Source organism: Streptomyces sp. NPDC001750 (assembly GCF_042892615.1).
Lineage (GTDB): Bacteria > Actinomycetota > Actinomycetes > Streptomycetales > Streptomycetaceae > Streptomyces.
This window is the reverse complement of record NZ_JBIAUE010000023.1, coordinates 30,462-51,832: the sequence shown is the minus strand read 5'-3', so window position 1 is coordinate 51,832 and position 21,371 is coordinate 30,462. Positions and strand designations below refer to the sequence as shown.

The following is a 21,371-nucleotide window of genomic DNA, read 5'->3' as shown; positions in this document are numbered from 1 at the left end:
CCCGTGGCCCCCACAGAACCTCCGGCCCGGAACGTCCGGGACCCTGGTATCCCCAGAAACGCCGGCACCCCAGGGATCCCGAGGAGCCCCCGGAACCCAGACATCCTGCCGTACCTCCGGAACCCTGCGCTGCGGCAGGACCCGACCTACGACACGCCTCCAGCCACGGCCCTCACGCCCCGGATCAGCGCCTGGACGCCCGCCTCCGCCTTGGACCTCGGGCACCCCACGTTCAGTCGTACGAAGCCCTCCGCCCCGTACACCGCCCCCGGCATCACCGCGACCTTCTCGCGCTCGACCAGCACCCGCTGCAACGCCTCGTCGCCGTCGGCGCCCTCGACGCCCACCGGCCGCAGGTCGATCCACGCCAGGTAACCGGCCTGCGGCGGCTCCCATCCCAGGCCCGGGAACGCCTCGTTCAGCCGCTCCGCCACCAGCTCCAGGTTCCCGCCGACATAGGCGCGGACCTGATCCAGCCAGTCCCCTGCCTCCCGGTACGCGGCGATGTGCGCGGTGAGCGACAGCACGGCCGGGGAGGCGAGTCCCTCCGCCGTCTCCATCCGGCGCAGGAACTCCGCCCGGTCGGCCGGGTCGCCGATCAGACCGTACGAACCGGTCAGCGCGGGGAAGTTGAACGCCTTCGACGCGGACGAGAGCAACGCCCAGCGCCTTTTCCTCTCCCCCTCCCTCTCGTCGGCGACGCACGTCCACGGCACATGCACATGCCCCGGGTGCGCGAGATCGGCGTGTATCTCGTCGCTGATCACCGCGACGCCGTGGCGCGCGGCGAGCGACGCCATGACGCCGAGTTCGTCGCGCGTCCACACCCGTCCGGTCGGGTTGTGCGGCGAGCACACGACCAGGACCTTGCTGTCGGTGCGGGCGAGCTCGCGTTCCAGCCCGGCGGTGTCCCCCACCGGAACGCCCCGCAGCTCGCGCCCGAGCCCTGTGATCGCCTTGCGGAAACCGTCGTACACCGGGGTGTGGACGACGACGCCCTCGCCCTCGGCCGTCCACATCTGGAGCAGCTGCGAGAGCTGGCTGAGCACGGACGGCCCGTACACCAGCTGTCCGGTATCGATCCGGACCCCGTGGCGGGTCGCGTACCAGTGGGCTATCGCCGAGCGGAAATCGTCCTGCTGCCAGGTCGTGTAGCCGAAGACGCCGTGGTCGAGCCGGGTCCGCAGCGCGCTCAGCACCTGGGGAGCGGTCTCGAAATCCATGTCGGAAATGGTGAACGGCAGCAGCCCGTCCACCCCGAACCGGTTCGCGACCCCGTCCCACTGGACGGACCAGGTGCCACGCCGGTCGACGACGGTGTCGAAGTCATAGCGCGCGCCGGCACTCACAACGGTTCTCCCTTTGCCTGTCACGCCGTGGGCCCGGCGCCCCGAGTCCTCTCCAGGGGGTGCCGGGCCCACAGCCACGTCACGTACCGCCTCGCGCGGCGCGCCCGTCGTCCGCACGTCCGCGCTGCTTCTGCGCGTCTCGGCTGCTTCCGCGCGTCCGCTGCATCCGTACGCCTGTCGCTCCCGTACGTCCGTGGCTTCCGTACGCCCGTTGCCTGCGTTACTTCAGCTTGGTGCCGGTGGAGCGCAGGTCGGCGCACGCCTTCGTCACACGCTCGGCCATGCCCGCCTCGGCGGACTTGCCCCAGCTGCGCGGGTCGTAGACCTTCTTGTTGCCGACCTCGCCGTCGACCTTCAGCACACCGTCGTAGTTGCGGAACATGTGGTCCACGATCGGGCGGGTGAAGGCGTACTGGGTGTCGGTGTCGAGGTTCATCTTCACGACGCCGTTGTCCAGGGCGGTGACGATCTCCTGCTCGGTGGAGCCGGACCCGCCGTGGAAGACGAAGTCGAACGGGGACGCCTTGCCGTACTTGGCGGCGACGCCCTCCTGGAGATCCTTCAGCAGCTCGGGGCGGAGCACGACGTTGCCGGGCTTGTAGACGCCGTGGACGTTGCCGAAGGAGGCGGCCAGCAGGTAGCGGCCCTTCTCGCCCAGGCCGAGCGCCTCGGCGGTGCGCAGCGCGTCGTCGACGGTCGTGTACAGCTCATCGTTGATCTCGTGCGAGACGCCGTCCTCCTCACCACCGGTCGGAGTGATCTCGACCTCAAGGATGATCTTGGCGGCGGCGGCCTTGGCCAGCAGTTCCTGACCGATGGCCAGGTTGTCGGCGAGGGTCTCGGCGGAACCGTCCCACATGTGGGACTGGAACAGCGGGTTCTGGCCCTTGGCGACGCGCTCGGCGGAGATGTCGAGCAGCGGACGTACGTAGCCGTCCAGCTTGTCCTTGGGGCAGTGGTCGGTGTGCAGCGCGACCTGGATGCCGTACTTGGCGGCGACGATGTGCGCGAACTCGGCGAGGGCGACGGCGCCGCTGACCATGTCCTTGTTGTACTGGCCGCCCAGGAACTCCGCGCCACCGGTGGAGATCTGAACGATGCCGTCGCTCTCCGCCTCGGCGAAGCCACGCAGTGCAGCGTGCAGGGTCTGGGTCGATGTCACGTTGATGGCCGGGTAGGCGAACTTGCCTGCCTTCGCCCGGTCGAGCATCTCGGCGTAGACCTCGGGGGTTGCGATGGGCATGTGTCCGCTCCTTGGGATTTGCGGGTGTGCGTGCTGGTTCCCTGACCTGGGGGCGACATCATCGTCGCCCCCATCTTCCCAGACTCCCGCCACGGCTCCACCCGGCCTATGCACACGGAGCCCTGCCGGGCGGTCCGGGGCATGCGTCAGGGGTGGGCGGTTTCACGTGAAACCGCCCACCCCTGAAGAAAATCGCAGGTCAGACCGTATGTCAGGCCAGACCGAGATCGGCCACCGAGTAGACGTGGATGTACGGCAAGCCGGCCTCGGCGATCGCCGGAGCCGCACCCCGCTCCACGATCACGGCGACGGCGACGACCTCGCCACCGGCCTCGCGCACCGCCTCGACGGCCGTCAGCGGCGAACCACCCGTCGTCGATGTGTCCTCGACGACCAGGCAGCGGCGGCCCTTCACATCCGTGCCCTCGATGCGGCGCTGCATCCCGTGCGCCTTCTGCGCCTTGCGGACGACGAACGCGTCCAGCTCCTGCCCGCGCGCGGCGGCAGCGTGCAGCATCGACGTGGCGACCGGGTCGGCCCCCAGCGTCAGCCCGCCCACACAGTCGTAGTCCAGCTCTGCGGTGGCATCGAGCATGACCTGCCCGACCATCGGGGCGGCCTTGCCATCCAGCGTGATGCGGCGCAGGTCGATGTACCAGTCGGCCTCAAGACCCGAGGAGAGGGTCACCTTGCCGTGTACCACGGCCTTGTCCTTGATCTGCTGGAGCAGCTCAGCACGTACGTCAGTCATGGTTACGAGCTTAAGGCGCACATGTCGGGGCCAATGCCGGGCCGAGTCCGACCTGCCGCGGCGCCCCCACCGGGCTCGTGTCCCTGCCCGACCGGTCCGGTCCCGGCCCCTTCCCGGTCGACCCGGTCCCGGTCACGGTCCCGCACTCCTACCCGTGCCCGGCCGAGTCCGGTACCGGCCCATCCCGGAACCGACCATGCCGGCAGTGGTCAGAGCCTGCGCCAGCTCCAGGTCGTCCGGATCTCCAGCGGGTCGATCGGGGTGACGTACCGGGGGTCGGTGTTGAGCCCGTTCGGCGGGCCGGACTGCGGTTCCACGCAGACCGCCTCCTGCTGTTCGTCGTAGATGACGACCCACTCGGCCCGGCTCTTCACGGTCAGCTCCAGCTGCTCCGGCCAGGTGAGGGTCACGTCGACACCGTCCGGCATCCCGAAGCAGTCGTCCCAGGGGCCGGGCAGCGGCGGGAGGCGGCGGCCGGTCGGCAGATGGTCCTCGCCCCGTTCCTCCTGCCAGGCCGCATCGAAGGCCACCTGCACGTCCTTGCCCCCGCCGCCGAGGTTGCGCAGGAACCAGGGATGCCAGCCGGCCTGTGCCGGGAACGAGTTCTCGTACGTCTCGATCCCGAGCGCGAGCACCAGCGAGTCCTCGGACAGCTCGAAGGTCTGGGTCACCCGGCCCGGATACGGCCAGGGGTCGACGAGGTCGTAGTAGAACGAGGCGTCCCGCTCGCCCACCCGGGCGGTGCGCCAGGCGGTGTCCCTGCCGGTCCCGTGGATGGCGTGCGGCGGGGCGTTCAGCGGCAACCGGTGCGGGACATCGCCGTTGTGAAAGAGCCCGTACCCCGTGCGACCGCACCACGGCACCATCGGAAAGGAGCCGTACCGCTCCCCCTGCCGCAGCAGTTCGGTGCCACCGATGCGGAGGCTGCCGATGCGGCAGCCGTTGGCGGGGTTCACGGTCAGCTCTGCGTCGCCGACTGACAGCCGGACGTCCTTCTCACTGCTACTCACGCGACCGACATTACTGGCGCGACTACCTCCGTCGTCGCAACGCGCGGCCCACCACGACGGCCGACGCGAGCGCGAGCGCGGCGGCGGGGGCGACCCAGCGGAGCGTGGCTCCCGCGGTGGTCGAATCGGGTGACGGCACGGGCGCGTACCTGCCACGCGGCGGCGCGTGGTCGACCTCCTCGGCACTGCGGCCGATCATGGTGCGCCGAGCGTGCGCGGCCTCGGCCGGGGGACCGTCGGGGACGGTGAACTCGACCTCCTCCTCCGGGTCGAGCGACGGCGGGGGCACGGGGGCGTCGAAGACGGAACCCGTGCCCGGGGGCCTCTCCGCAGCGGGCGCCTCGTCGGGGGCGGCCTCGTGCGTGGGCGGCGTGTCGTCGTCGACGCCGTCGTCCACGCCGTCGGTGTCGTCGTCGCCGGTGCTCCCGGCAGCGGCGGCGGGCCGGGCGGTGGCCGCGCCGGTCGTGTCGGCCTCCTCGGCCGCCTCCTCGATGGCCTGCTCCACCGCTTCTCCCACGGTCCGCTCGGCCTCGTCGAGGTCGGAGTCGTCGATACCGCGAAGGGCCTCTCGCTCCGGGTGGCCGGACTCGGATTCATCCGTCGGACCGTCCGTGACCTCACCCGTCAGACCGTCCGCGGTCCCGGCCTCGTCCACCGAGCCGCTGTCCCGCAGGCCTTCGTCGTCCTGCGCGCCGCTGTCCCGCGGTCCGTCGTCCTGCGCGCCACCGCCCTGCGGGCCGCTGTCCTCCGGGCCCTCGGCAGACTCGCCGTCCGTCAGTGTCTCCGTCACGAGCTGCTGCGTGAAGCGGTCCAGCAGGCGGACGGCGGTCGCGAGCGCCGCCGCCGGATCCAGGTCCAGGATGCGCCCGTCGCCCGTCGCCGTGCCCGCGAACAGGATCGCCGTACCGCTGTCCCGCTCGGTCAGCCCGATCGTCAGCGTCAGTTTCGCCGAGCCACCGCCCCGGGCCTCGACGCCCTCACCCGCCACCAGGACATCGCGTCGCCGCGAGCCTCCCCGGCTCCGGTCCTCCGCGCTCTCCGGGCCTTCCCGGCTCTCCGAAGCCGCCCTGCCGTCGGCGCCGTCCTGCGGCACGACGGTGAGCCGCAGCGCACCCCGGTACGTGATCGTGTGGCCGTCGACCCGGATCCGCAGCCGGCCCGACAGCGGGTCGGCCGACGCGTCGGCGTCCTGTTGCAGCCCCGGCACGCAGCGTGCGACACGGGCGGGATCACTCAGCGTCCGCCGCAGGGACGGGACCGAAACCGGAACGAACACCTCATGCTCCATGGAAACCGAGCCTACTCAGCCCCGGCCGTCACGTCAGCGGTTCCACGTGGCGATCTCCCGCACGCGCCCCGCCGACGCCCCGCCATCGCCCGCCGACGCCGATTCCCTCCCCCGGCTCACCGGTCCTCCCAGTACCGAGGATGGACCAGCGTCGACGGCGGCAGACCGCGCGGCCGGGCGTCCTCCGCGTCCCGCCCCGCGCGCTCCAGCGAGCGTTCCGTCAACGACCGAAGCCTCGGCCCCGACGGCGCGAGCCGGAGCACTGGAGCGCGTTCCGCACCGGCGAGGACGAAGCCCCAGCCGTGCTCGGCCTGCGCCCGGTGCGTGGCCCGGTCGGGCCCGGCCGCGAAATCGGTGCCCCGGCCGCTGATCCGGTATGGGCGGGTGTGCAGGCCCGCCGCCCTCATCGACGCCTCCACCGTCCAGTACGTACGCGGCCGGGACACCGAGGGACCGCCGTGCACCACCACCCGGCCGCCCGGCGCCAGCACCTCGGCGACCAGCCCGTAGAACTCCGCCGAGTAGAGCTTCGTACTGGCCGAGATCCCCGGGTCGGGCAGGTCGCAGATCACCACGTCGTAGCGGTCGCGCGCGGTCCGCAGCCAGGTGAAGGCGTCCGCGTCGACGGCCGTCAGCCGCGCGTCGCGATAGGCGTGCCGGTTCAGCGCCGAAAGGGCGCGGTCGGTACGGGCCAGCCGGGTGAGACCGGGATCGAGCTCGACGACGGTGACGCCGCGTACGTCGGGGTGGCGCAGCACCTCCCGGGCGGCGAGCCCGTCGCCCCCGCCCAGGATCAGCACCCGGGCGCGCGGGCCGTCCATCGCCGGGTGCACCAGCGCCTCGTGGTAGCGGTACTCGTCGCGCGCGCTGACCCGCAGCCGCCCGTCCAGGTACAGGCTCAGCGAGCCGCGCCCCGTCCCCGTCAGCACGACCTCCTGCAGCCCGGTCTGCACGGCGACCCGCACCCCACCCCCGTACACCGCGCGCCGCGCCGCCCGCTCGAAGTCGTCGACCAGAACCGTGGCGACGGCGAGGAGGGCGATCACCGCCACATTGACGACGAGCAGCAGCCACCGGGAACGCGGGGCGAGGTCCCGCCGGAACACCCACAGCACCAGCGCCCCGCCCGCCGCCGCGTTGACCGCTCCGGTGAACAGCGCCCCGGTGAGCTGTCCGAGCATCGGCAGCAGCAGGAAGGGGAACGCGAGCCCGCCGACCAGCGCGCCCACGTAGTCGGCGGCGAAGAGGTCCGCGACGGCGCCCCCGGCGTCCTGCCGGTCGACGCGCTGGATCAGCGTCATCAGCAACGGGATCTCGGCGCCGATCAGGATCCCGATCGCGAGCGAGAAACCCACCAGGGCGTACCGCGACTCCCCGAACCAGGCGAACGTCGCGTACAGCACCACTGCCGACGAACCCCCGACGAGCGCGAGCAGCGCCTCGATCAGCCCGAAGCCGACCGCCGCCCGGCTGCGTAAACGTTTCGCGAGAAGCGAGCCGACCCCCATCGCGAACACCATCACGGAGAGCACGACGGACGCCTGGGTGACAGAGTCACCGATCAAGTACGAGGCGAGCGCCACCAGTTCGAGCTCGTACACCAGGCCGCAGGCGGCGCAGACGAAGACGGCGGACAGCACGAACCAGCGGCCGGTCCTCGGCCGTACGGGAAGGTGCGCCGCTCCCCCTCGCAGCGAGACCTGCTGGTCGATCATGTGGCGAACGCTACGTTACGAGAAGGTGGCTTTTGGTCACCCACAAGGGTGTAAGCGGCGTATTCACCAAGGAGTTGGCGCCGAGGGATCCGCCTCCGAAGGAATTCGACCCGACTCAGAGCGCCGCCGCCGCGGGCATCCGCACCCCCACACGCGTACGCGTCACCACCAACTGGCCTTCCTGCGGGTACGCGTGCCAGGTCCGCCACCGCACCTGTTCCCCGGTCCGCTGGGCGAGCATCGCCGTGAAGGCGTGCGGACTGCCGGGGAACGTCCCGGCGAGACCGTGCGGATGATCGGCCACCAGCGCGAGGAGTTCCTGCGCCCGTCCGGCGAACGAACCCGCCGAGAGCGTCTCCACGCGCGCCGCGAACTCGTACTCCCACTCACCGAGCCGCTTGGCGACGCCGAGCGGCAACGGCGTGCTGCTGCCGGGAATACACGCGACGGTTTCGGAACAGTTGCCGTGCTCCTCCTCCAGGAGCACCTGGTGGGAGGCGCCAAGCAGGCGCAGTTGCAGTCGAGCTCCCGCGAGATCGAGGTCGAGCACGGCCAGGGCGGGGAGCGGTTCGCGCCCCAACGCCCAGGCCAGGTCGGCAGCGCGGGTGTCGGAATAGGCCGTCTGGAGGGTCGTGAGCATGGGTCGGCTCCGCAAGAAAGCGTGGACACATGGACAGGGGACGCCTCCGACGCGATGCACGTGGGAGGTTTGGAAGCGCCCGATCAGGTCCAACTCGGGTCCGAGGGCTGAAGGTTCTCTCCACCGAGGGAATCACGAAGTAAGCCGCATCCACAGCGTTTTTGCCCAACTTGCCGTGGTTTCCATCCGCCCGGGGGCCCCTCGGTTCATCTGTTCACCGGATAACTCGCGAAAGTCCCAACAAAACGGTGCCCGGCGGGAGTTCACCCGCCGGGCACCTTCCGTACGCCGACCTCGCACACCGGCCGGGCGCCGGGGCACGAGGCTCTGCGGCGGACGCGGATCAGCCACGCCCGCGTCGGCTCCTGCGGCAACTACCCGCACTCAACGCGCTGTTACGAACTGCTCGCACCAACTCTTCCTCGTTCGAGCCCTTCGTGACGACCCACCACGGCGCCCGGGCCACGGCGACTTCGCGCTGCATCGACTGCCGCGTGCCGTCCGCGCCGTATCAGTCGCCGCCGCCTCCGCCGCAGCCGCCCCCGCCGCACGAGGAGTGGCCGCCCCCACACGAATGCCCCCCGGAGTGGCCGCCCGAGTGACCTCCCGAGTGACCGCCCGAATCGCTGACGCCTCCGCAGGACCCACCACTGCTGTCGCCCGCCCACCAGCTGCCGCCACCGCCGCCGTCCCCGCCGTCACCGCTCCGACGCCCGCCCCTCCCCCGCGTCTTCTTCCGGCCACTGGCCTTCACCACGAGCGAGACGAGCAGCCCGATCACAGCGACCGCTATCACCACTCCGACGAATATCTTCATCGACCTCACGTCCTTCCGTTCCCCCGAAGCGAGGTCCCCCGCTTCTTCACGCACCGCCGTCGGCCCGACACGTCGTCGTGCCGTTCGGCTCACATCATGGCGCCGTTCTCGTACGGGGGATGCCCCGCCCCCGTACGCCGAAATCAGACTTGAGCAACTCCAGAGCTTGCGCGCAGGATGGCGGCCATGGCTCAGGGACGACCGCTGCTCAACCGCCGCCTCGCCGAGTTCGGCACGACGATCTTCGCGGAGATGACGGCACTTGCCGTACGGACCGGCTCCATCAACCTCGGCCAGGGCTTTCCCGACACCGACGGCCCGGAAGAGATCAGGGAGGCCGCGGTACGTGCCCTGCGCGCCGGGCACGGCAACCAGTACCCGCCGGGCCCCGGCGTTCCCGAACTGCGCGCCGCGATCGCCGACCACCAGCGGCGGCGCTACGGGCTCGACGTCGACCCGGACACCGAGGTCCTCGTCACCGCGGGCGCCACCGAGGCCATCGCTGCGTCCCTGCTGGCGCTGCTGGAGCCCGGCGACGAGGTCATCGCCCTGGAGCCGTACTACGACTCCTACGCCGCGTGCATCGCCATGGCGGGTGGCGTACGCGTCCCCGTCACCCTCCACCCCGACGCGGCCACCGGCAGCTACCGGCTGGACCTCGACGAGCTTCGGGCCGCCGTCACCCCCCGCACCCGGCTGATCCTGCTCAACACCCCGCACAACCCCACCGGCACCGTCCTCACCCGCGAGGAACTCGGCGCGATCGCCGCGCTGGCCTGCGAACGGGACCTCCTCGTCGTCACCGACGAGGTCTACGAGCACCTGGTCTTCGAGGGCGAGCACCTCCCGCTCGCCACCTTCCCCGGGATGCGCGAGCGCACCGTCACCATCGGCTCGGCCGGCAAGACGTACTCTTTCACCGGCTGGAAGGTCGGTGGGTCAAGCCCTTTTCGCCTGCCTATTCCGCGGACAGCGCGGGCGCCCGATCACGGCGCCTGGCGGACTCGCTGTCAAAAATCCCAAAAACCGTGCAGTCAATAACGACCCGTCAATCGCGCGCGGGCCATAGAGAAAATCCCAAACTCCGTGCACCAAGCGCCGCGTAGGCCGCGTCTTCTACTGTCCCTTCTGACGCCGGGGATCGTGTGACTCGCTCGCGCTCTCGGAGATCCCCCTGACCTCAGGAAGGAAGCACGTGCAGCAGAAGTCGATGTACGTGATCATCGCGGTCCTCGCGGCACTGGTGGCCGCTCTCGCCGGCAGCCTCGTGACCGTGGTCGAGGGAGGGAGGCCCACGGTGGCCTTCAGGACCGGAGTGACGACCTTCGCTGGTGCCCTGACGCTCATTCTCGGGGTCATGGTCTGCCTGGGAGTGGTGGGCTCGTGAGCAATGTGGGAGCTCTTCGAGGGGATGCGCGTGCCGAGGACCCTGCCGCGCTCAAGGTCTTCACGGAGGTGCGCCAACACCGGGCACGCCTCTCCCGTTTGATGAACGCCCATGACGCGGCCCGACTTGTCCTCGGACTGCTCTACCTGAGCCGAACCGCGCACGCCGCCCCCGGGGACGGCGTTCCCACGTGGTCGTGGCTGCAGGGCCAGGCCGCGGAGCGTAGTCCGTGGATCGGATCTTCCGTGAGCAAGTGCCTTGCCCACTGGCTCCCCGCGACCGACGCCAGCGGCGACGGCACGGGTACAAGGGACTTGATGCCCGTGCCGCCTCGCGGCACCGACGATCCGCTACGCGGTCTCATCCTGGCCATCAGCTCCGTCCAGCAGGTCGGAACGCTGCTCGACCAGTGCCTGCGTGACCTCTCGACCGAGCAGGCACGCGGAAGCCACTACTTCACGCCCGGCGACATGGCCCACCTCATGGTCGGTGCCGCCGCGCCGCGGGACGGACACAGCGTGCTGGACCCCGTATGCGGTTCAGGCGGGCTGCTGGCCGAGAGTCACCGCTACGTCCGCGAACGCGTCGGACTGAACCCGGCCATGTCCTTGCGGGGAAAGGAGCAGCACGCCCCTACCTCACAAGTCGCCCGCATGAACCTCGCCGTGCGAGGCATCGAGGCGCACCTCTTCCCTCCTGGGGACAGCCTCGCGAAGCCGGAACCCGATCGCTACGACATCATCCTGGCCAACCTTCCGTTCAACCAGCACGACTGGGCGCCGGAGGACCAGAAGGGCCAGGGCGCACGGCAGGATCGGCACATCCCCATCGACCCCCGCTGGCCGGAGGATCCACCGCCCAAGGGGTCCGCCAACTCTGCATGGATCTTGCACATCGCGCATGCTCTGGCTCCGGCGGGCCGAGCAGCCTTCCTGATGGCCGACAGCGTGGCCAAGAGCGCCCAGCCCTCCACACGAAGACTGCGCGAACGGCTGCTACAAGCCGACCTTGTCGAGTGCGTGATCGCGCTGCCGCCCCGCGTGTTCGGCCATACCGATGCCACCGCCTGCCTGTGGGTGCTGAACAAGGACAAGCACGCACGATCCGGCTGGGGCACCGTTGACCGCCACGGACAAGTGCTGTTCATCAACGCGCGGCGGTCCTTCGAGCGCGTCTCGAAGTCGGGTGCACGGCGGCTGGGCGACGCACACACGGAGCGAATCCTGAACACCCTGGCAGCTTGGCGTGGCACCGAGGTGGGCGGGGACGCGGCCACGCTCTACCGCGATGAGCCCGGCTGGTCTCAAAGCTGCTCGACCAAAGAAATCGCCCGGCGCCGGCACGAGCTCATGCCGACCTCATATGCCGTGGAGCCCCCCGGTCTCGAACGCGACACGCGAAGCCGGATCGACCAGCTCAAGCACGAGCTGGTCGAGAAGCTCAGCCGGGGCCACGCACTCGAGGCGCGGCTGCTGGACGTCCTGGAGGAGATCTGATGGCCTCGGCAGCTCACCGCAACAGCATCGGCACCGAAGCGTGGCAGGCAACCGCCATCGCCAATTTTCACCCGAAGGACATGTACACCACGTCCGGCGTCCTCGACGACGACGCGCCCGGTCAGGCGGACATCGTGAGCTCGACGCACGTCAGAGACGGGAGGATTCACTCGCCACGAACCCGCGAGCGCGGGCGGGGGGACACTCGCCCCAGTCGGGCGGCCCTCAAGGAGGGCGACCTAGCCGTCGTACTCGTCAGGCGGACGGGTGACGCCGCGGTCGTCACCGCCGAGTACGCGGGATGGACCGCGACCAGGTCGATCGGCATCATCCGCGCGGACCCGCACGTCGTGAGGTGGCTTCGCATCTGGCTGCAGACGTCCGCGGCGAAGGCACGGATCGACGAGGACGTGACGGCACACGTCGAGCCCACGGTGAGCCTCGACACGCTCCGCCGCATGCGGTTCCCGCTCCCTCCGCCGGACGTCATCGCCAAGTACCACCGGGCCTTCAGCCTCATCGAGGAGATGATCGACCTCCACCAAGAGGCCGCGCGAAAGGCAGTGGAACTGGCCGACGCGATCCACGATGACTGGTCCTCCGCGAGTCCCGCCTGGGAGACACGGCTGCTCCGCGATGTCGCCAAGGCGAAGACGGGCAAGGGCTCCGCGCGCTCGCTCCCCCCTCGAACGAAAGGAACCGGCGTCGACGCGATCACCCCGACCGACCTCTTCGGCCTCACGGTGCCCCACGTGGAGAGGTTCCGTCTGAGCAGCCCGGCAGATGACGCGGAAGCATGGCCACCCGGCACCTTCATGTTGAGCACCCGCCCCGACGGAGCGCACATCGCCGTGACACAGGACCCAGCGACACCCACCAGAGGGGTCCTGGCGGTGCGGCCCGTGGACGATACGGACAGCTGGTGGCTGCTCCACGAGCTGAGAAGTCGGAGCAGCAGCATCGCGAAGGTAGCCCAAGGCCGAAACGCCAGGGAGATCTCCGCACGCGCCCTCTCACGCCTGGGCATCACCTGGCCCGACTCGATCACACGCGCTGACTTCCACGCCATGACGGACCCACTGCACGCCGTCGCAAGGCAGCTGGTCTCCAAGGTCGCGACCCTGCATGACCTGAAGGACGCGCTCCTGCGCGACATCTCGGCAAAGGCCGGCGCTGTCCTGGAACAGAAGGAGGAACCCGACGAAGAGCGCGTATACCCCACTCGACCACCTGTAATCCCTCCAACGCGCAAGGCATCGACCGGCCATGAGTCAGGATGGTCCCCGGAGAATCTATGGGGACCCGAGTGAGGACGGTGGAGACGTGAACGCCAGGCAACTGCTGAACCGAAGGCTGGACGGCCTCGGAACAACGATCTTCGCGGAGATGTCGGCGCTGGCGACCGCGACGGGCGCGATCAACCTGGGCCAGGGCTTCCCTGACACCGACGGTCCCGAGGAGATCCGCGAGGCCGCTGTTCGCGCCCTGCGCGAGGGCCGCGGCAACCAGTACCCGCCCGGTCCGGGCATCCCGGAGCTGCGCGCCGCGATCTCCGAACACCAACAGCGCTTCTACGACCTCTCCTTCGACCCCGACACCGAGGTCCTGGTCACCGCTGGCGCCACCGAGGCCATCGCCGCCACCATGCTGGCGCTTCTGGAGCCGGGCGACGAGGTCATCGCGTTCGAGCCCTTCTACGACTCCTACGCCGCCTGCATCGCAATGGCCGGCGCGAAGCGCGTGCCACTCACCCTGCGGGCCCCGTCCTTCCGCCCGGACCTGGATGAGCTGCGCGCCAAGATCACCCCGCGGACCCGCCTTCTTCTCCTCAACACCCCGCACAACCCGACAGGGATGGTTCTCACCGCCGAAGAGCAGAGCGCCATCGCCGCGCTCGCTGTCGAACACGACCTGCTCGTCGTCACCGACGAGGTGTACGAGCACCTGACCTTCGACGGCGCCGCCCACGTCCCGATCGCGACGTTCCCCGGCATGCGCGAGCGCACCGTCTCCATCTCCTCCGCCGGCAAGACCTTCTCCTTCACCGGATGGAAGGTTGGCTGGGCCATGGCAGACGCCCCGCTCATCGCCGCTGTCCGGACCGCCAAGCAGTACCTGACGTACGTCAGCGCGGGCCCCTTCCAGTACGCGATCGCCGAGGCGCTCCGCCTGCCGGACGCGTACTTCGACGGCTTCCGCGCCGACCTGCAACGCAAGCGCGAGCTGCTCGGCGACGGCCTGCGGGCGGCCGGGTTCGAGGTCTACCAGCCCCAGGGCACGTACTTCATCACCACCGACATCACCCCCTTCGGCGAGAAGGACGCCTACGCCTTCTGCCGCGCTCTCCCCGAACGCTGCGGCGTCGTCGCCATCCCCAACTCCGTTTTCTACGACGACCCCGACGCCGGCCGCAGCCAGGTCCGCTTCACCTTCTGCAAGCAGGCCGACGTCCTCCACGAAGCCACCGCCCGCTTGCAATGCTTGGCGTCCTGAACTCACTCCCTCTTCGTCCCGAATGAGGTTCGATCAGGCTGCCTACCTGCTGCCGATGGCATACGCGCACGTCAGAGCGTTGATGGTGTTTGGTCTCGGAGGGTGTTGCGAGGGCTCTGGGAGAAGATCTTCTCCCAGATTTCTCCCAGGCAGTGGACTGCCAGCGCGGTGGCCGTACCCACGCACCTGTATTGCAGCAGCAAACTCGTATGAAAATGCTGATCGCGAGTGTCACTTGTTGTCGTGCTCGGACGACAACGGGTCGGTGCGTAGATCGTCGGCATGCGGCCAGATGTCCAAGGACAGTGAAGCGAGGTACGTGCCCCGCGTACGGATTCGATGCTCGTCCCAGGTCGTAGCCCAGTCGCTGATGTCAGTTTTCGGTGGAGCACTGAGCAGGGTGCCGTGGGTGAGGCGTAGCAGGCTGTGCTTGCCGAGCCACTGCCGCTTGTCCTCCCAGGCCATGTTGCCCAGGGTGGGGTTCAGGCGGGCGGTGACCAGGGTCAGGTTGCCGAGTGTGTGGACCAGTTCGTCGCGGTCGGCTCCTTCGGACAGATCGTTCTCAAGGGGTGGCCAGTTGTCGCGCCAGCTCTGCGGCATGACGTGCTCGATGGTCAACTTTGCGCCGGCCTGTTCGCCGACGGGGACAGTGAGCTGTTCGGTGTGGTCGGTGCGCAGCTCATCCTCCAGTGCTTCCAGGAGGATGCGTACGCTGCGCCGGACCAAGCGGGAGTAGATGGGGTCCTGTTCCAACGAGGCACGGAACTCGGAGTCGCTCGGCCAATGACGGTGGTGGCCCTGCATTGCCGAGAGAGCCTTGATGACGGCTTCGTCCGCGCGGTCGGGTTGTCGGGCTACGGCCGCGACCAGGTCACGGAAGACGTTGTTGTAGTCGCGGGTGCTGAGATTGAGCACTGCCCGGCGAACGAGGTAGCTGTCGATGGCCCGGATCGCCCGCCGTCGGCGCTGCAGTGGCAGCACGGACTCGTCCAGGCCGTAGAGGAAGAGGAGCAGGGGCATCGGAGTGGAGGTCTGAAGGACCTTCATCCGATACAGGAACCGTCCCTCGGCGCCGTGCAGCGGATGGTCGTCGATGAGGTCATAGATCTCGGCGTATCGCGTCAGCTCGGCAAAGACGTCTTCCGTAGGGACGGCAGACGAGAGCAGCCAGCGCTCGAACTCCTTGAACAAGGCGGAGGCAGTGAACTCCCGCTGCGTACGCATCGTGAGCCAGTACGTCAAAAACACGTCGAGGCGGCTTCGCGTAATCCGGCCAGTCGTCTGTTCCACGCGCCATTCATCCTGGTCGAAGGGCGCCCAGTACGTTTTGTAGAGCCGGTCGACGTCCGCGCCGGCACGTTCGGCGTCGCGGAACAGCAGGTTCTTGATCAGATCCGCGTGCTCCAGCGGTGTACCGCGGCTGTTCAGCGTCTCGAAGACGACCTGCGCGTCGTCGTGCTCTTCCAAGTCGATGATGACCAAACGCAGCTGTTCCCGCAGCACCTGCACCAGCATCCCCAGCCGCTCCTGCGACTCAGCTGCTTCCGCCAGCCACGTGTCAATCTCGCGCTGAAAGTAGGCGACGGCTCCGGCGAGCCGCCCTCCCTCTACCTGACCGAGCATGACGGCGCGGAACTCGTCACGGTCCGCATTGGTCGGCCAGACCTTGTAGAGATGGTCGGGATTCTGGGCGCGATCGAACAGGTCTTCGTCGTTCTCCAGGAACTTACTCAGCAGGCGTACGGAGCGCTCGTGGTTGAGAGCCGCCGCCGACAGGCGAGCCGCGAACAGGAACAACTGTAGTGTGGTCAAACGCTGTTGGCCGTCGATGACCTGCCGCGTCTCCAGGCTTGATGAAAGGTACGGGGTCTCGTCGAAAACAACCGCTCCGAGAAAGTGCGGTGCCACCGTCTCCCCGGTCAATGCCGCTTGCTCGGCCCGCTCGACGGTGCGGCGGATGTCCTCCCACAGGGCCGACCAGTTGTCGTCCCGGTTCCACACGTACGGCCTCTGGAACAGAGGCACTGTGTAGCGCACGTCCCTGCCGAAGATCCGCCGCAGGTCGACCGTGTCCGCTCTCATGGATTGGGGTCCCCTCCCTCGTGTCCAGGCCATTACCGTAGCGATCTTCGCTATAGCTGATCGGCCTGATCCGTGAACTTCGGCAGGAAGACGGCGGGAAACACTGTCGGGTGGTGGGATACTGTTGAGCCTTCTTGCGGTGTTCTGGTCAGACCATCACGATTTGTTAGCAAGTGCGGCGGCGATTCTTGACATGGCGGTGAGTACTGCGGGTGGCTCAGCAGCCAGCGGCACGGAGTGCTGGATGAGCTCAATGCCGGAGTGCCGGACGGTGTGACGCAGGGCTGGTCTCTCACCCGCAGCGTAGATGAGGTGCCCGCGGTCGAGTCCCAGACCGAGGCAGTACGACGCCATCTGGTAGAGATCGGCGTTCGGGAAGCCACGCACCGAGTCTGCCTTGTACTTGGCGTCGGCCACCCCGGCAGCTGTGCCGTCGCCGCGACACCATACGACATCGGGGAGCAGGCGGATCCGGTGCGCCTCGTCGAGGAAGTAGCGGCCGCCATCGGTGATCACATACCCGGAGTATGGATGGAGTGCTTCCCGGAGCGATACAGCGACAAAGTCCTCGAAAACCTTTTCCATGTTGATGAGCAGGCCGTCTACGGGGACGGTTCCGCCGTCGTCGAGTTCGTACGAAGCTCCTCGCAGGACGAGCTCGCCGAGACGGATTGCAGTACGTAGGCGCGCGTTGTCAGGGCTGGCAGTCCAGTCGGGCAAGGCCCGCGCCGATGGCACGTCTCCCACATCGGGGAGTGCGGCGATCACCCGCCTGAGCTCGGGACGGCAGGCTGCCGGCACCCCGGGGAGAGCCAAGAGACGCCGGGCCGCCGAGCGTAGGATGCGATTCTCTGGGATGTCCTCGGTGAATTCCTCGTAGCTTGCTTCCACGGGGAAGGCTCTGCCGAAGTGCCGACGCAGCTGATCCGCATGGCGGATACGGCCGCGCACGACAGGCAGCGTGGCGTCGACACTCACGTACCCCTGTAGGGCGCCGTGGCGGAGGCCGCGCCCAGCGGCTCTGACGAAGGCGTACGCCACCGCAGGGAGCAGTCCGTCGCGCTCCGACGCTTCGATGGGCTCGGGGTACCAACGGTCCGGAGCCGCGGTGTACGCCAGGAGGAACAGCAGGCGTGCGACCGGTGTCTTGGGTGCGATGCGGACGTCGATGCCGCCGATTCGCGCGGCCCCGACGAGCCGGTTGCCGCTGATTCGCCACAGACCCGGGCGCCGGCCTGGCTCCACCCGCACGATGCGAGATGCGGTCAGGGCTGCTGCCTGTCGCGGGCTGAGTTCCGCTTGTATGGCTTTGCCGCTCTCGGACAGGTCGAGGCGCGTCATACCGGACCGCTGACATCCTCGCCAGGAGCTTCGTCAGCTGAGGGGGCTTGACGCAGCAGTGTTGCCTCCTCGATGCCGAGCTCGTCGAGGATCTCGTCTAGCGCGAACCGATCGATGGTGTCGCCGGGTTCCTGGTCGGCGAGCAGCGGCAGAATCGAGGTACGCCAGGCGCGGGCGAGCGCGCCCGGCTCCTCATACAGCGAACGGCGCATGAAGTAGGACGGCCCGAGCTGGAAGTCCCGCTCGGCGATGCGGCTGTTGAGCTCTTCCAGAAGTAGGGCTGCGGAGTCCGGAAGTCCTTCGCTGCGGAGCCAGCTGCGCAGCATGGACGATGTGGGCTCGGCGGTGGGATGCAGCTCAACGAAGGAGAAGCGTCGTCGCATGGCCGCGTCGACGCGTGCCACCGACCGGTCGACCGTGTTCATCGTCCCGATGATGACGACGTTCCGCGGAAGCGTGAAGCCGTTGCCGTCGTCGGTTCCGTACTGGAGATGCACTATGTCGTCGCGGTACTCCAGCAGGAAGTACAGCTCTCCGAAGACCCGAGCCAGATTGGCCCGGTTGATTTCGTCGATGATCAAGACATGAGGGCTGGATGGGTCCTTGCGAGCGTTCTCGACGGTGCGCCGGAAAGGGCCAGGCACGAGTTCGAATCCGGGCTGCCCGTCCTTGCCCTGGCGCGGGCGGAACCCTTCGAAGAAGTCCTCGTAGGCGTACGAGGGATGAAACTGTACGAGGGTGACGCGTTCACGTCGTCCTGCTGTGAGGTGGAGAGCGAGCTTGCGTGCGAGATACGTCTTGCCAGTGCCCGGCGGGCCGTAGAAGACGAGCTGAGGCCGTTCCTTGAGAAGTTCGATCCAGTCGTCGAGATCCTGCGGACGGATATGCAGATCTTCAGCCAACCGGGCGTCCGGCCCGGGGAGGTGCAGACTGCGACGGGGCGGAGGTGGGGGAGCGCCGACCTCGGGCGGCAGCATGGCGGCGAGGTCGTCGGCGAGGTCTGTGAGGTCGACGACGCTGAGTTGGACGCCGAGCTTGCCGTTGAGGCCGTCCGGTATGTCGTCCTCGAAGGGATCGATAGGGGCCGCGGTGTTGAGCCAGCGCACACTGCGGGTCAGGGCCACCGTCCGGTCCGATGTGAAGTGCGGGCCCGATGTGACCTCACCCAGATACAGCTGGTCACCTTCTCTGGCAGGGACCAGCACGAGGTCACCCTCACGCATCCGGTTCAGGAAGAGGTGGATCTCCGCGCTTTTGTCTCTCAGGGCGACTTGGGCGAGATGGGCGTAGTCGGCTTCCACGGCGAGACGTACGGCATCCTCGCCACTGCCCGGCTCCAACACCCGCAAGCGTGACGCCTCGACGCCGCAGTACCCCTCGTTCAGCCAGTCCTGTAGCAGGTCAGAGGGGCCCGTGTCGGAGGCCCGGACCAGCCAGGCGCGGCGCGGTGGGGATGGTGCAGCGGTGCCCAGAGCTTCGCGCATAGCTTCGACGGTAACTCTCCGGGCTGGGTCCGGTCTCCCGGACTGTGGCAGGAGCGTGCCTTCCCTGCGCATGGCGTGCGCCTGGGCCTGCGAATCGGGCTGAGCCGCGTTGCTGACGATGCGATCGGAGGCGCTGGACTGGATCTGCCGTGCATAGCGCATGACGGTGGCGGGATCGACTCGCAGTACGTCGGCGACGTCGTCCCGGGTGGCCCAGGTCCCGGGGGTGAGCAGCGCGAGTACGACGCCTAAATTACCGGCATCACCTGTGTCTTCTGTGACCCGGGTGATGAGTTCGTGGGTGCCGAACATGGCGTTGTCGGGGGAGAGCACGCGAAGGTCTCTGGATCCTCTGAGTGGCGGAGCCTCGGTTAGGGAGACGGGGCAGTGGCGGCGGCTAGTCAGCCCTTTCGCCAAGGTTCTGCCGGAAGATGTCAAATACTGTCTTCGTATGGTCCTGGTCGCTCAGGGATTCGACCATACCGGCGAAGTTCGTGCGGGCGTCCTCAACCGCCTTCGCCCGGTCGTGCTCGCCAGCACCTTTCGAGCCGCCGCGTTGGAGAGCGGGTGCAAGGTGCGGGAGGAACGGAACTATGGGTTTGAGTACTTGATGCCAGTGCTTGATCACGTTGGGGAGCGTGGGCTGCCGGGAGAACCCGAGCGTGAACGGGTCGCGCGTGCCGCGGCCGAGCAGGGTGTCCATGCAAGCGGCGACGGCATCGATGACCACGGGCACAGCACCGCGGCGCTGGAGGAAGTCATACACCTTGCGCGGGATGCCTTTGAGGTCCGGATCGTTCCTGCATCTGACGGCGTACTCGGTCTTCGTCTGCTCCACCGCGCGCTGCAACCCGTAGCAGAACAGCACATGCCGTGCCGTGGTGTGGTCGCCGAAGAGGCTGGCGTAGAGCCCGTCGTCCGACCAGATCCTGCCCGGCTCGTTGTAAGCGATGTAGGGATCACCGTGGAAGGCTGCGAGAGCCTTGGCTGCGGTCGTCGCCACGACGCGGTTCGCGGGTGGCACCACCGCGATGTCGCTGGGGTCGGTACGGCGCCCGCCGTCGTAGGCGATGTCGCCGAGCTGCTGGAACTCCTTGATGAGGCGCAGCTGGGTACGGTCGTTGCTGCGGAAGTCCGCTGGCAGGGTGGCCAGCTGACGGTTCGTTGTGCGGATGACCTCGCTGACGAGCGCAGGATCGTCGCACACCACGAACCGGATCAGCAACTGGCCGGCCTCGGTCTGCCTGCGGAGGGTGTCGTCGCTGACGGCCCCAGTCGTCTGGGCGCCATTGACGATCGACAGTCCCTGCAACGTGATGACACGCCGACCGTCGGGGCCGGGCTCACCGACCTCGACTCCGTGGGTGAGGGCCGTTACGCCGTTGTTCAGGACGAAGAGATCTTCCGGCCGATCCTGCACGGTTTTGCGGATCGCGCTGTTGATAGCGCCCTTCTTGCCCTTGACTCCGACGAAGCCACGGACATTGGCGGAGAACAGACGGTTCTCCTCGGTGTCGTTGTGTTCCCAGTACAGGTTCTGGAGCCAGGCGGTATCCACGGCAGTGCACACCGCGCTCCACTTACCGCTTGACAGTTCGAAGCAGTCATCCACGGTGAGAGTGATCTCGTCGGTGACCAGAATGGGACTCCGCGACCCCTTGTACCAGCGGTACAGGGTGGGCACACCTACCTCGAGACCAATGACGCGCTCCGGAGCGGAGTCCGGATACGCTTGCTGAAGCACCCGCGTGGCCATGCGAACGGTCGCGTCGAGCTCGGCCCGTGCGTTGGCGGTCTCGAGTTGATTGTGGACGAACCAGAACTGCGCCTCCTTGATGCGTCCGTCCTGGAGGGCCTGGCGGACGGCCTCGCCGGCGGGCTTCAGCCGTGCGGGCAGGTCCTCCGGTTTCCCGCTCAGCAGCCAAGCGACGCTCTCGTTGAGGGCGGTGGCTTTCCATACTTTGGGCTCTGCCAGAGATGACTTGGGAGACTCGAACCCCTGGGCGATGATGAGCTTCTCGGAGTCGGGGTCGATGTAGACCAGGTCGCAGCCGTGGTCCTGGCCCCCGTCGGTCAGGGAATCGACGGCCACTGCATGGATGTCGTCGATTCCCTGGTGCAGCTGGAGGGCGAAGAGCAGGCGCTTGTTGTCCCCGTATTCATCACGGTTGAGGTCGGTGCGGTCGTCGAGCACCTTCTTGAGTACGGCCGCCGCTTGCTGCGCCGTTACCCCGTCACCCACGCCGCTCACCTTGTCCCCTCGCTGATGCGTAGT

15 protein-coding genes and 1 pseudogene are annotated in these 21,371 nt (G+C 68.3%); 5 read left to right on the top strand and 11 right to left on the bottom strand.

What is annotated here, in order from left to right; all coding sequences use genetic code 11:
- Window positions 1-146: 146 nt before the first annotated feature.
- The 7 genes from ACFYY6_RS29205 to ACFYY6_RS29175 all read right to left on the bottom strand — a co-directional run bounded on the left by ACFYY6_RS29205 (window position 147) and on the right by ACFYY6_RS29175 (window position 7,996).
- Window positions 147-1,349: a MalY/PatB family protein gene (locus tag ACFYY6_RS29205; RefSeq protein WP_351521184.1), complete on the bottom strand. Its 1,203-nt coding sequence runs from the start codon at window positions 1,347-1,349 to the stop codon at window positions 147-149.
- Between the two features lie 220 nt (window positions 1,350-1,569).
- Window positions 1,570-2,592: a class II fructose-bisphosphate aldolase gene (fbaA, locus tag ACFYY6_RS29200; protein WP_351521186.1), complete on the bottom strand. Its 1,023-nt coding sequence runs from the start codon at window positions 2,590-2,592 to the stop codon at window positions 1,570-1,572.
- 211 nt (window positions 2,593-2,803) lie between these two features.
- Entirely contained in the window at window positions 2,804-3,343 is a 540-nt protein-coding gene (gene pyrE / locus ACFYY6_RS29195; RefSeq protein ID WP_351521188.1) for an orotate phosphoribosyltransferase, read from the bottom strand.
- Between the two features lie 209 nt (window positions 3,344-3,552).
- On the bottom strand, window positions 3,553-4,353 hold the full coding sequence (locus ACFYY6_RS29190) for an aldose 1-epimerase (protein ID WP_351632465.1): 801 nt from the start codon (window positions 4,351-4,353) through the stop codon (window positions 3,553-3,555).
- A gap of 22 nt (window positions 4,354-4,375) precedes the next feature.
- Window positions 4,376-5,629 (bottom strand): hypothetical protein, encoded by a 1,254-nt coding sequence (locus ACFYY6_RS29185; protein ID WP_389196487.1) that lies wholly within the window; start codon window positions 5,627-5,629, stop codon window positions 4,376-4,378.
- A gap of 128 nt (window positions 5,630-5,757) precedes the next feature.
- Window positions 5,758-7,356, bottom strand: a complete 1,599-nt coding sequence (locus ACFYY6_RS29180) for a polyamine aminopropyltransferase (protein WP_389196451.1) — start codon at window positions 7,354-7,356, stop codon at window positions 5,758-5,760.
- 115 nt (window positions 7,357-7,471) lie between these two features.
- A complete protein-coding gene (locus tag ACFYY6_RS29175) occupies window positions 7,472-7,996 on the bottom strand; it encodes a DUF2617 family protein (protein WP_351521196.1) in 525 nt (174 codons plus the stop codon).
- 1,003 nt (window positions 7,997-8,999) lie between these two features.
- Between ACFYY6_RS29175 and ACFYY6_RS29170 the strand changes: the two are divergent.
- The 5 genes and pseudogenes from ACFYY6_RS29170 to ACFYY6_RS29150 all read left to right on the top strand — a co-directional run.
- A pseudogene (locus ACFYY6_RS29170) lies at window positions 9,000-9,791 on the top strand (aminotransferase class I/II-fold pyridoxal phosphate-dependent enzyme); the annotation flags it as partial.
- Window positions 9,792-10,008: 217 nt separating this feature from the next.
- Complete coding sequence (locus ACFYY6_RS29165; protein WP_389196449.1) at window positions 10,009-10,200, top strand: hypothetical protein; 192 nt, start codon at window positions 10,009-10,011, stop codon at window positions 10,198-10,200.
- Window positions 10,201-10,517: 317 nt separating this feature from the next.
- Window positions 10,518-11,696, top strand: a complete 1,179-nt coding sequence (locus ACFYY6_RS29160; RefSeq protein WP_389196485.1) for an N-6 DNA methylase — start codon at window positions 10,518-10,520, stop codon at window positions 11,694-11,696.
- Window positions 11,696-13,006, top strand: coding sequence for a hypothetical protein (locus tag ACFYY6_RS29155; protein WP_389196447.1), 1,311 nt, complete (start codon window positions 11,696-11,698; stop codon window positions 13,004-13,006). Before ACFYY6_RS29160 ends, ACFYY6_RS29155 begins: the two co-directional genes overlap by 1 nt.
- Before the next feature lie 13 nt (window positions 13,007-13,019).
- Window positions 13,020-14,189, top strand: a complete 1,170-nt coding sequence (locus ACFYY6_RS29150; RefSeq protein WP_389196445.1) for a pyridoxal phosphate-dependent aminotransferase — start codon at window positions 13,020-13,022, stop codon at window positions 14,187-14,189.
- 231 nt (window positions 14,190-14,420) lie between these two features.
- On the opposite strand, the gene ACFYY6_RS29145 is transcribed toward ACFYY6_RS29150, so the two are convergent.
- The 4 genes from ACFYY6_RS29145 to ACFYY6_RS29130 form a co-directional block, all read right to left on the bottom strand.
- Entirely contained in the window at window positions 14,421-16,271 is a 1,851-nt protein-coding gene (locus tag ACFYY6_RS29145; RefSeq protein WP_389196443.1) for a DUF262 domain-containing protein, read from the bottom strand.
- 156 nt (window positions 16,272-16,427) lie between these two features.
- Window positions 16,428-17,612, bottom strand: a complete 1,185-nt coding sequence (locus tag ACFYY6_RS29140; protein ID WP_389196441.1) for an McrC family protein — start codon at window positions 17,610-17,612, stop codon at window positions 16,428-16,430.
- The gene (locus ACFYY6_RS29135) at window positions 17,609-19,429 is read right to left on the bottom strand and encodes an McrB family protein (protein WP_389196439.1); all 1,821 of its coding nucleotides are present in this window, start codon (window positions 19,427-19,429) and stop codon (window positions 17,609-17,611) included. The genes ACFYY6_RS29140 and ACFYY6_RS29135 overlap by 4 nt, the downstream gene beginning before the upstream one ends.
- 64 nt (window positions 19,430-19,493) lie before the next feature.
- Window positions 19,494-21,338 (bottom strand): AIPR family protein, encoded by a 1,845-nt coding sequence (locus ACFYY6_RS29130; protein ID WP_389196437.1) that lies wholly within the window; start codon window positions 21,336-21,338, stop codon window positions 19,494-19,496.
- Window positions 21,339-21,371 lie beyond the last annotated feature (33 nt).

Bases quoted from the DNA above. Each gene is read 5' to 3' on its own strand.
- fbaA (WP_351521186.1), bottom strand. From the start codon at position 2,592: ATGCCCATCGCAACCCCCGAGGTCTACGCCGAGATGCTCGACCGGGCG.
- ACFYY6_RS29145 (WP_389196443.1), bottom strand. From the start codon at position 16,271: ATGAGAGCGGACACGGTCGACCTGCGGCGGATCTTCGGCAGGGACGTG.
- ACFYY6_RS29180 (WP_389196451.1), bottom strand. From the start codon at position 7,356: ATGATCGACCAGCAGGTCTCGCTGCGAGGGGGAGCGGCGCACCTTCCC.
- ACFYY6_RS29155 (WP_389196447.1), top strand. From the start codon at position 11,696: ATGGCCTCGGCAGCTCACCGCAACAGCATCGGCACCGAAGCGTGGCAG.
- ACFYY6_RS29140 (WP_389196441.1), bottom strand. From the start codon at position 17,612: ATGACGCGCCTCGACCTGTCCGAGAGCGGCAAAGCCATACAAGCGGAA.
- ACFYY6_RS29160 (WP_389196485.1), top strand. From the start codon at position 10,518: ATGCCCGTGCCGCCTCGCGGCACCGACGATCCGCTACGCGGTCTCATC.
- ACFYY6_RS29175 (WP_351521196.1), bottom strand. From the start codon at position 7,996: ATGCTCACGACCCTCCAGACGGCCTATTCCGACACCCGCGCTGCCGAC.
- pyrE (WP_351521188.1), bottom strand. From the start codon at position 3,343: ATGACTGACGTACGTGCTGAGCTGCTCCAGCAGATCAAGGACAAGGCC.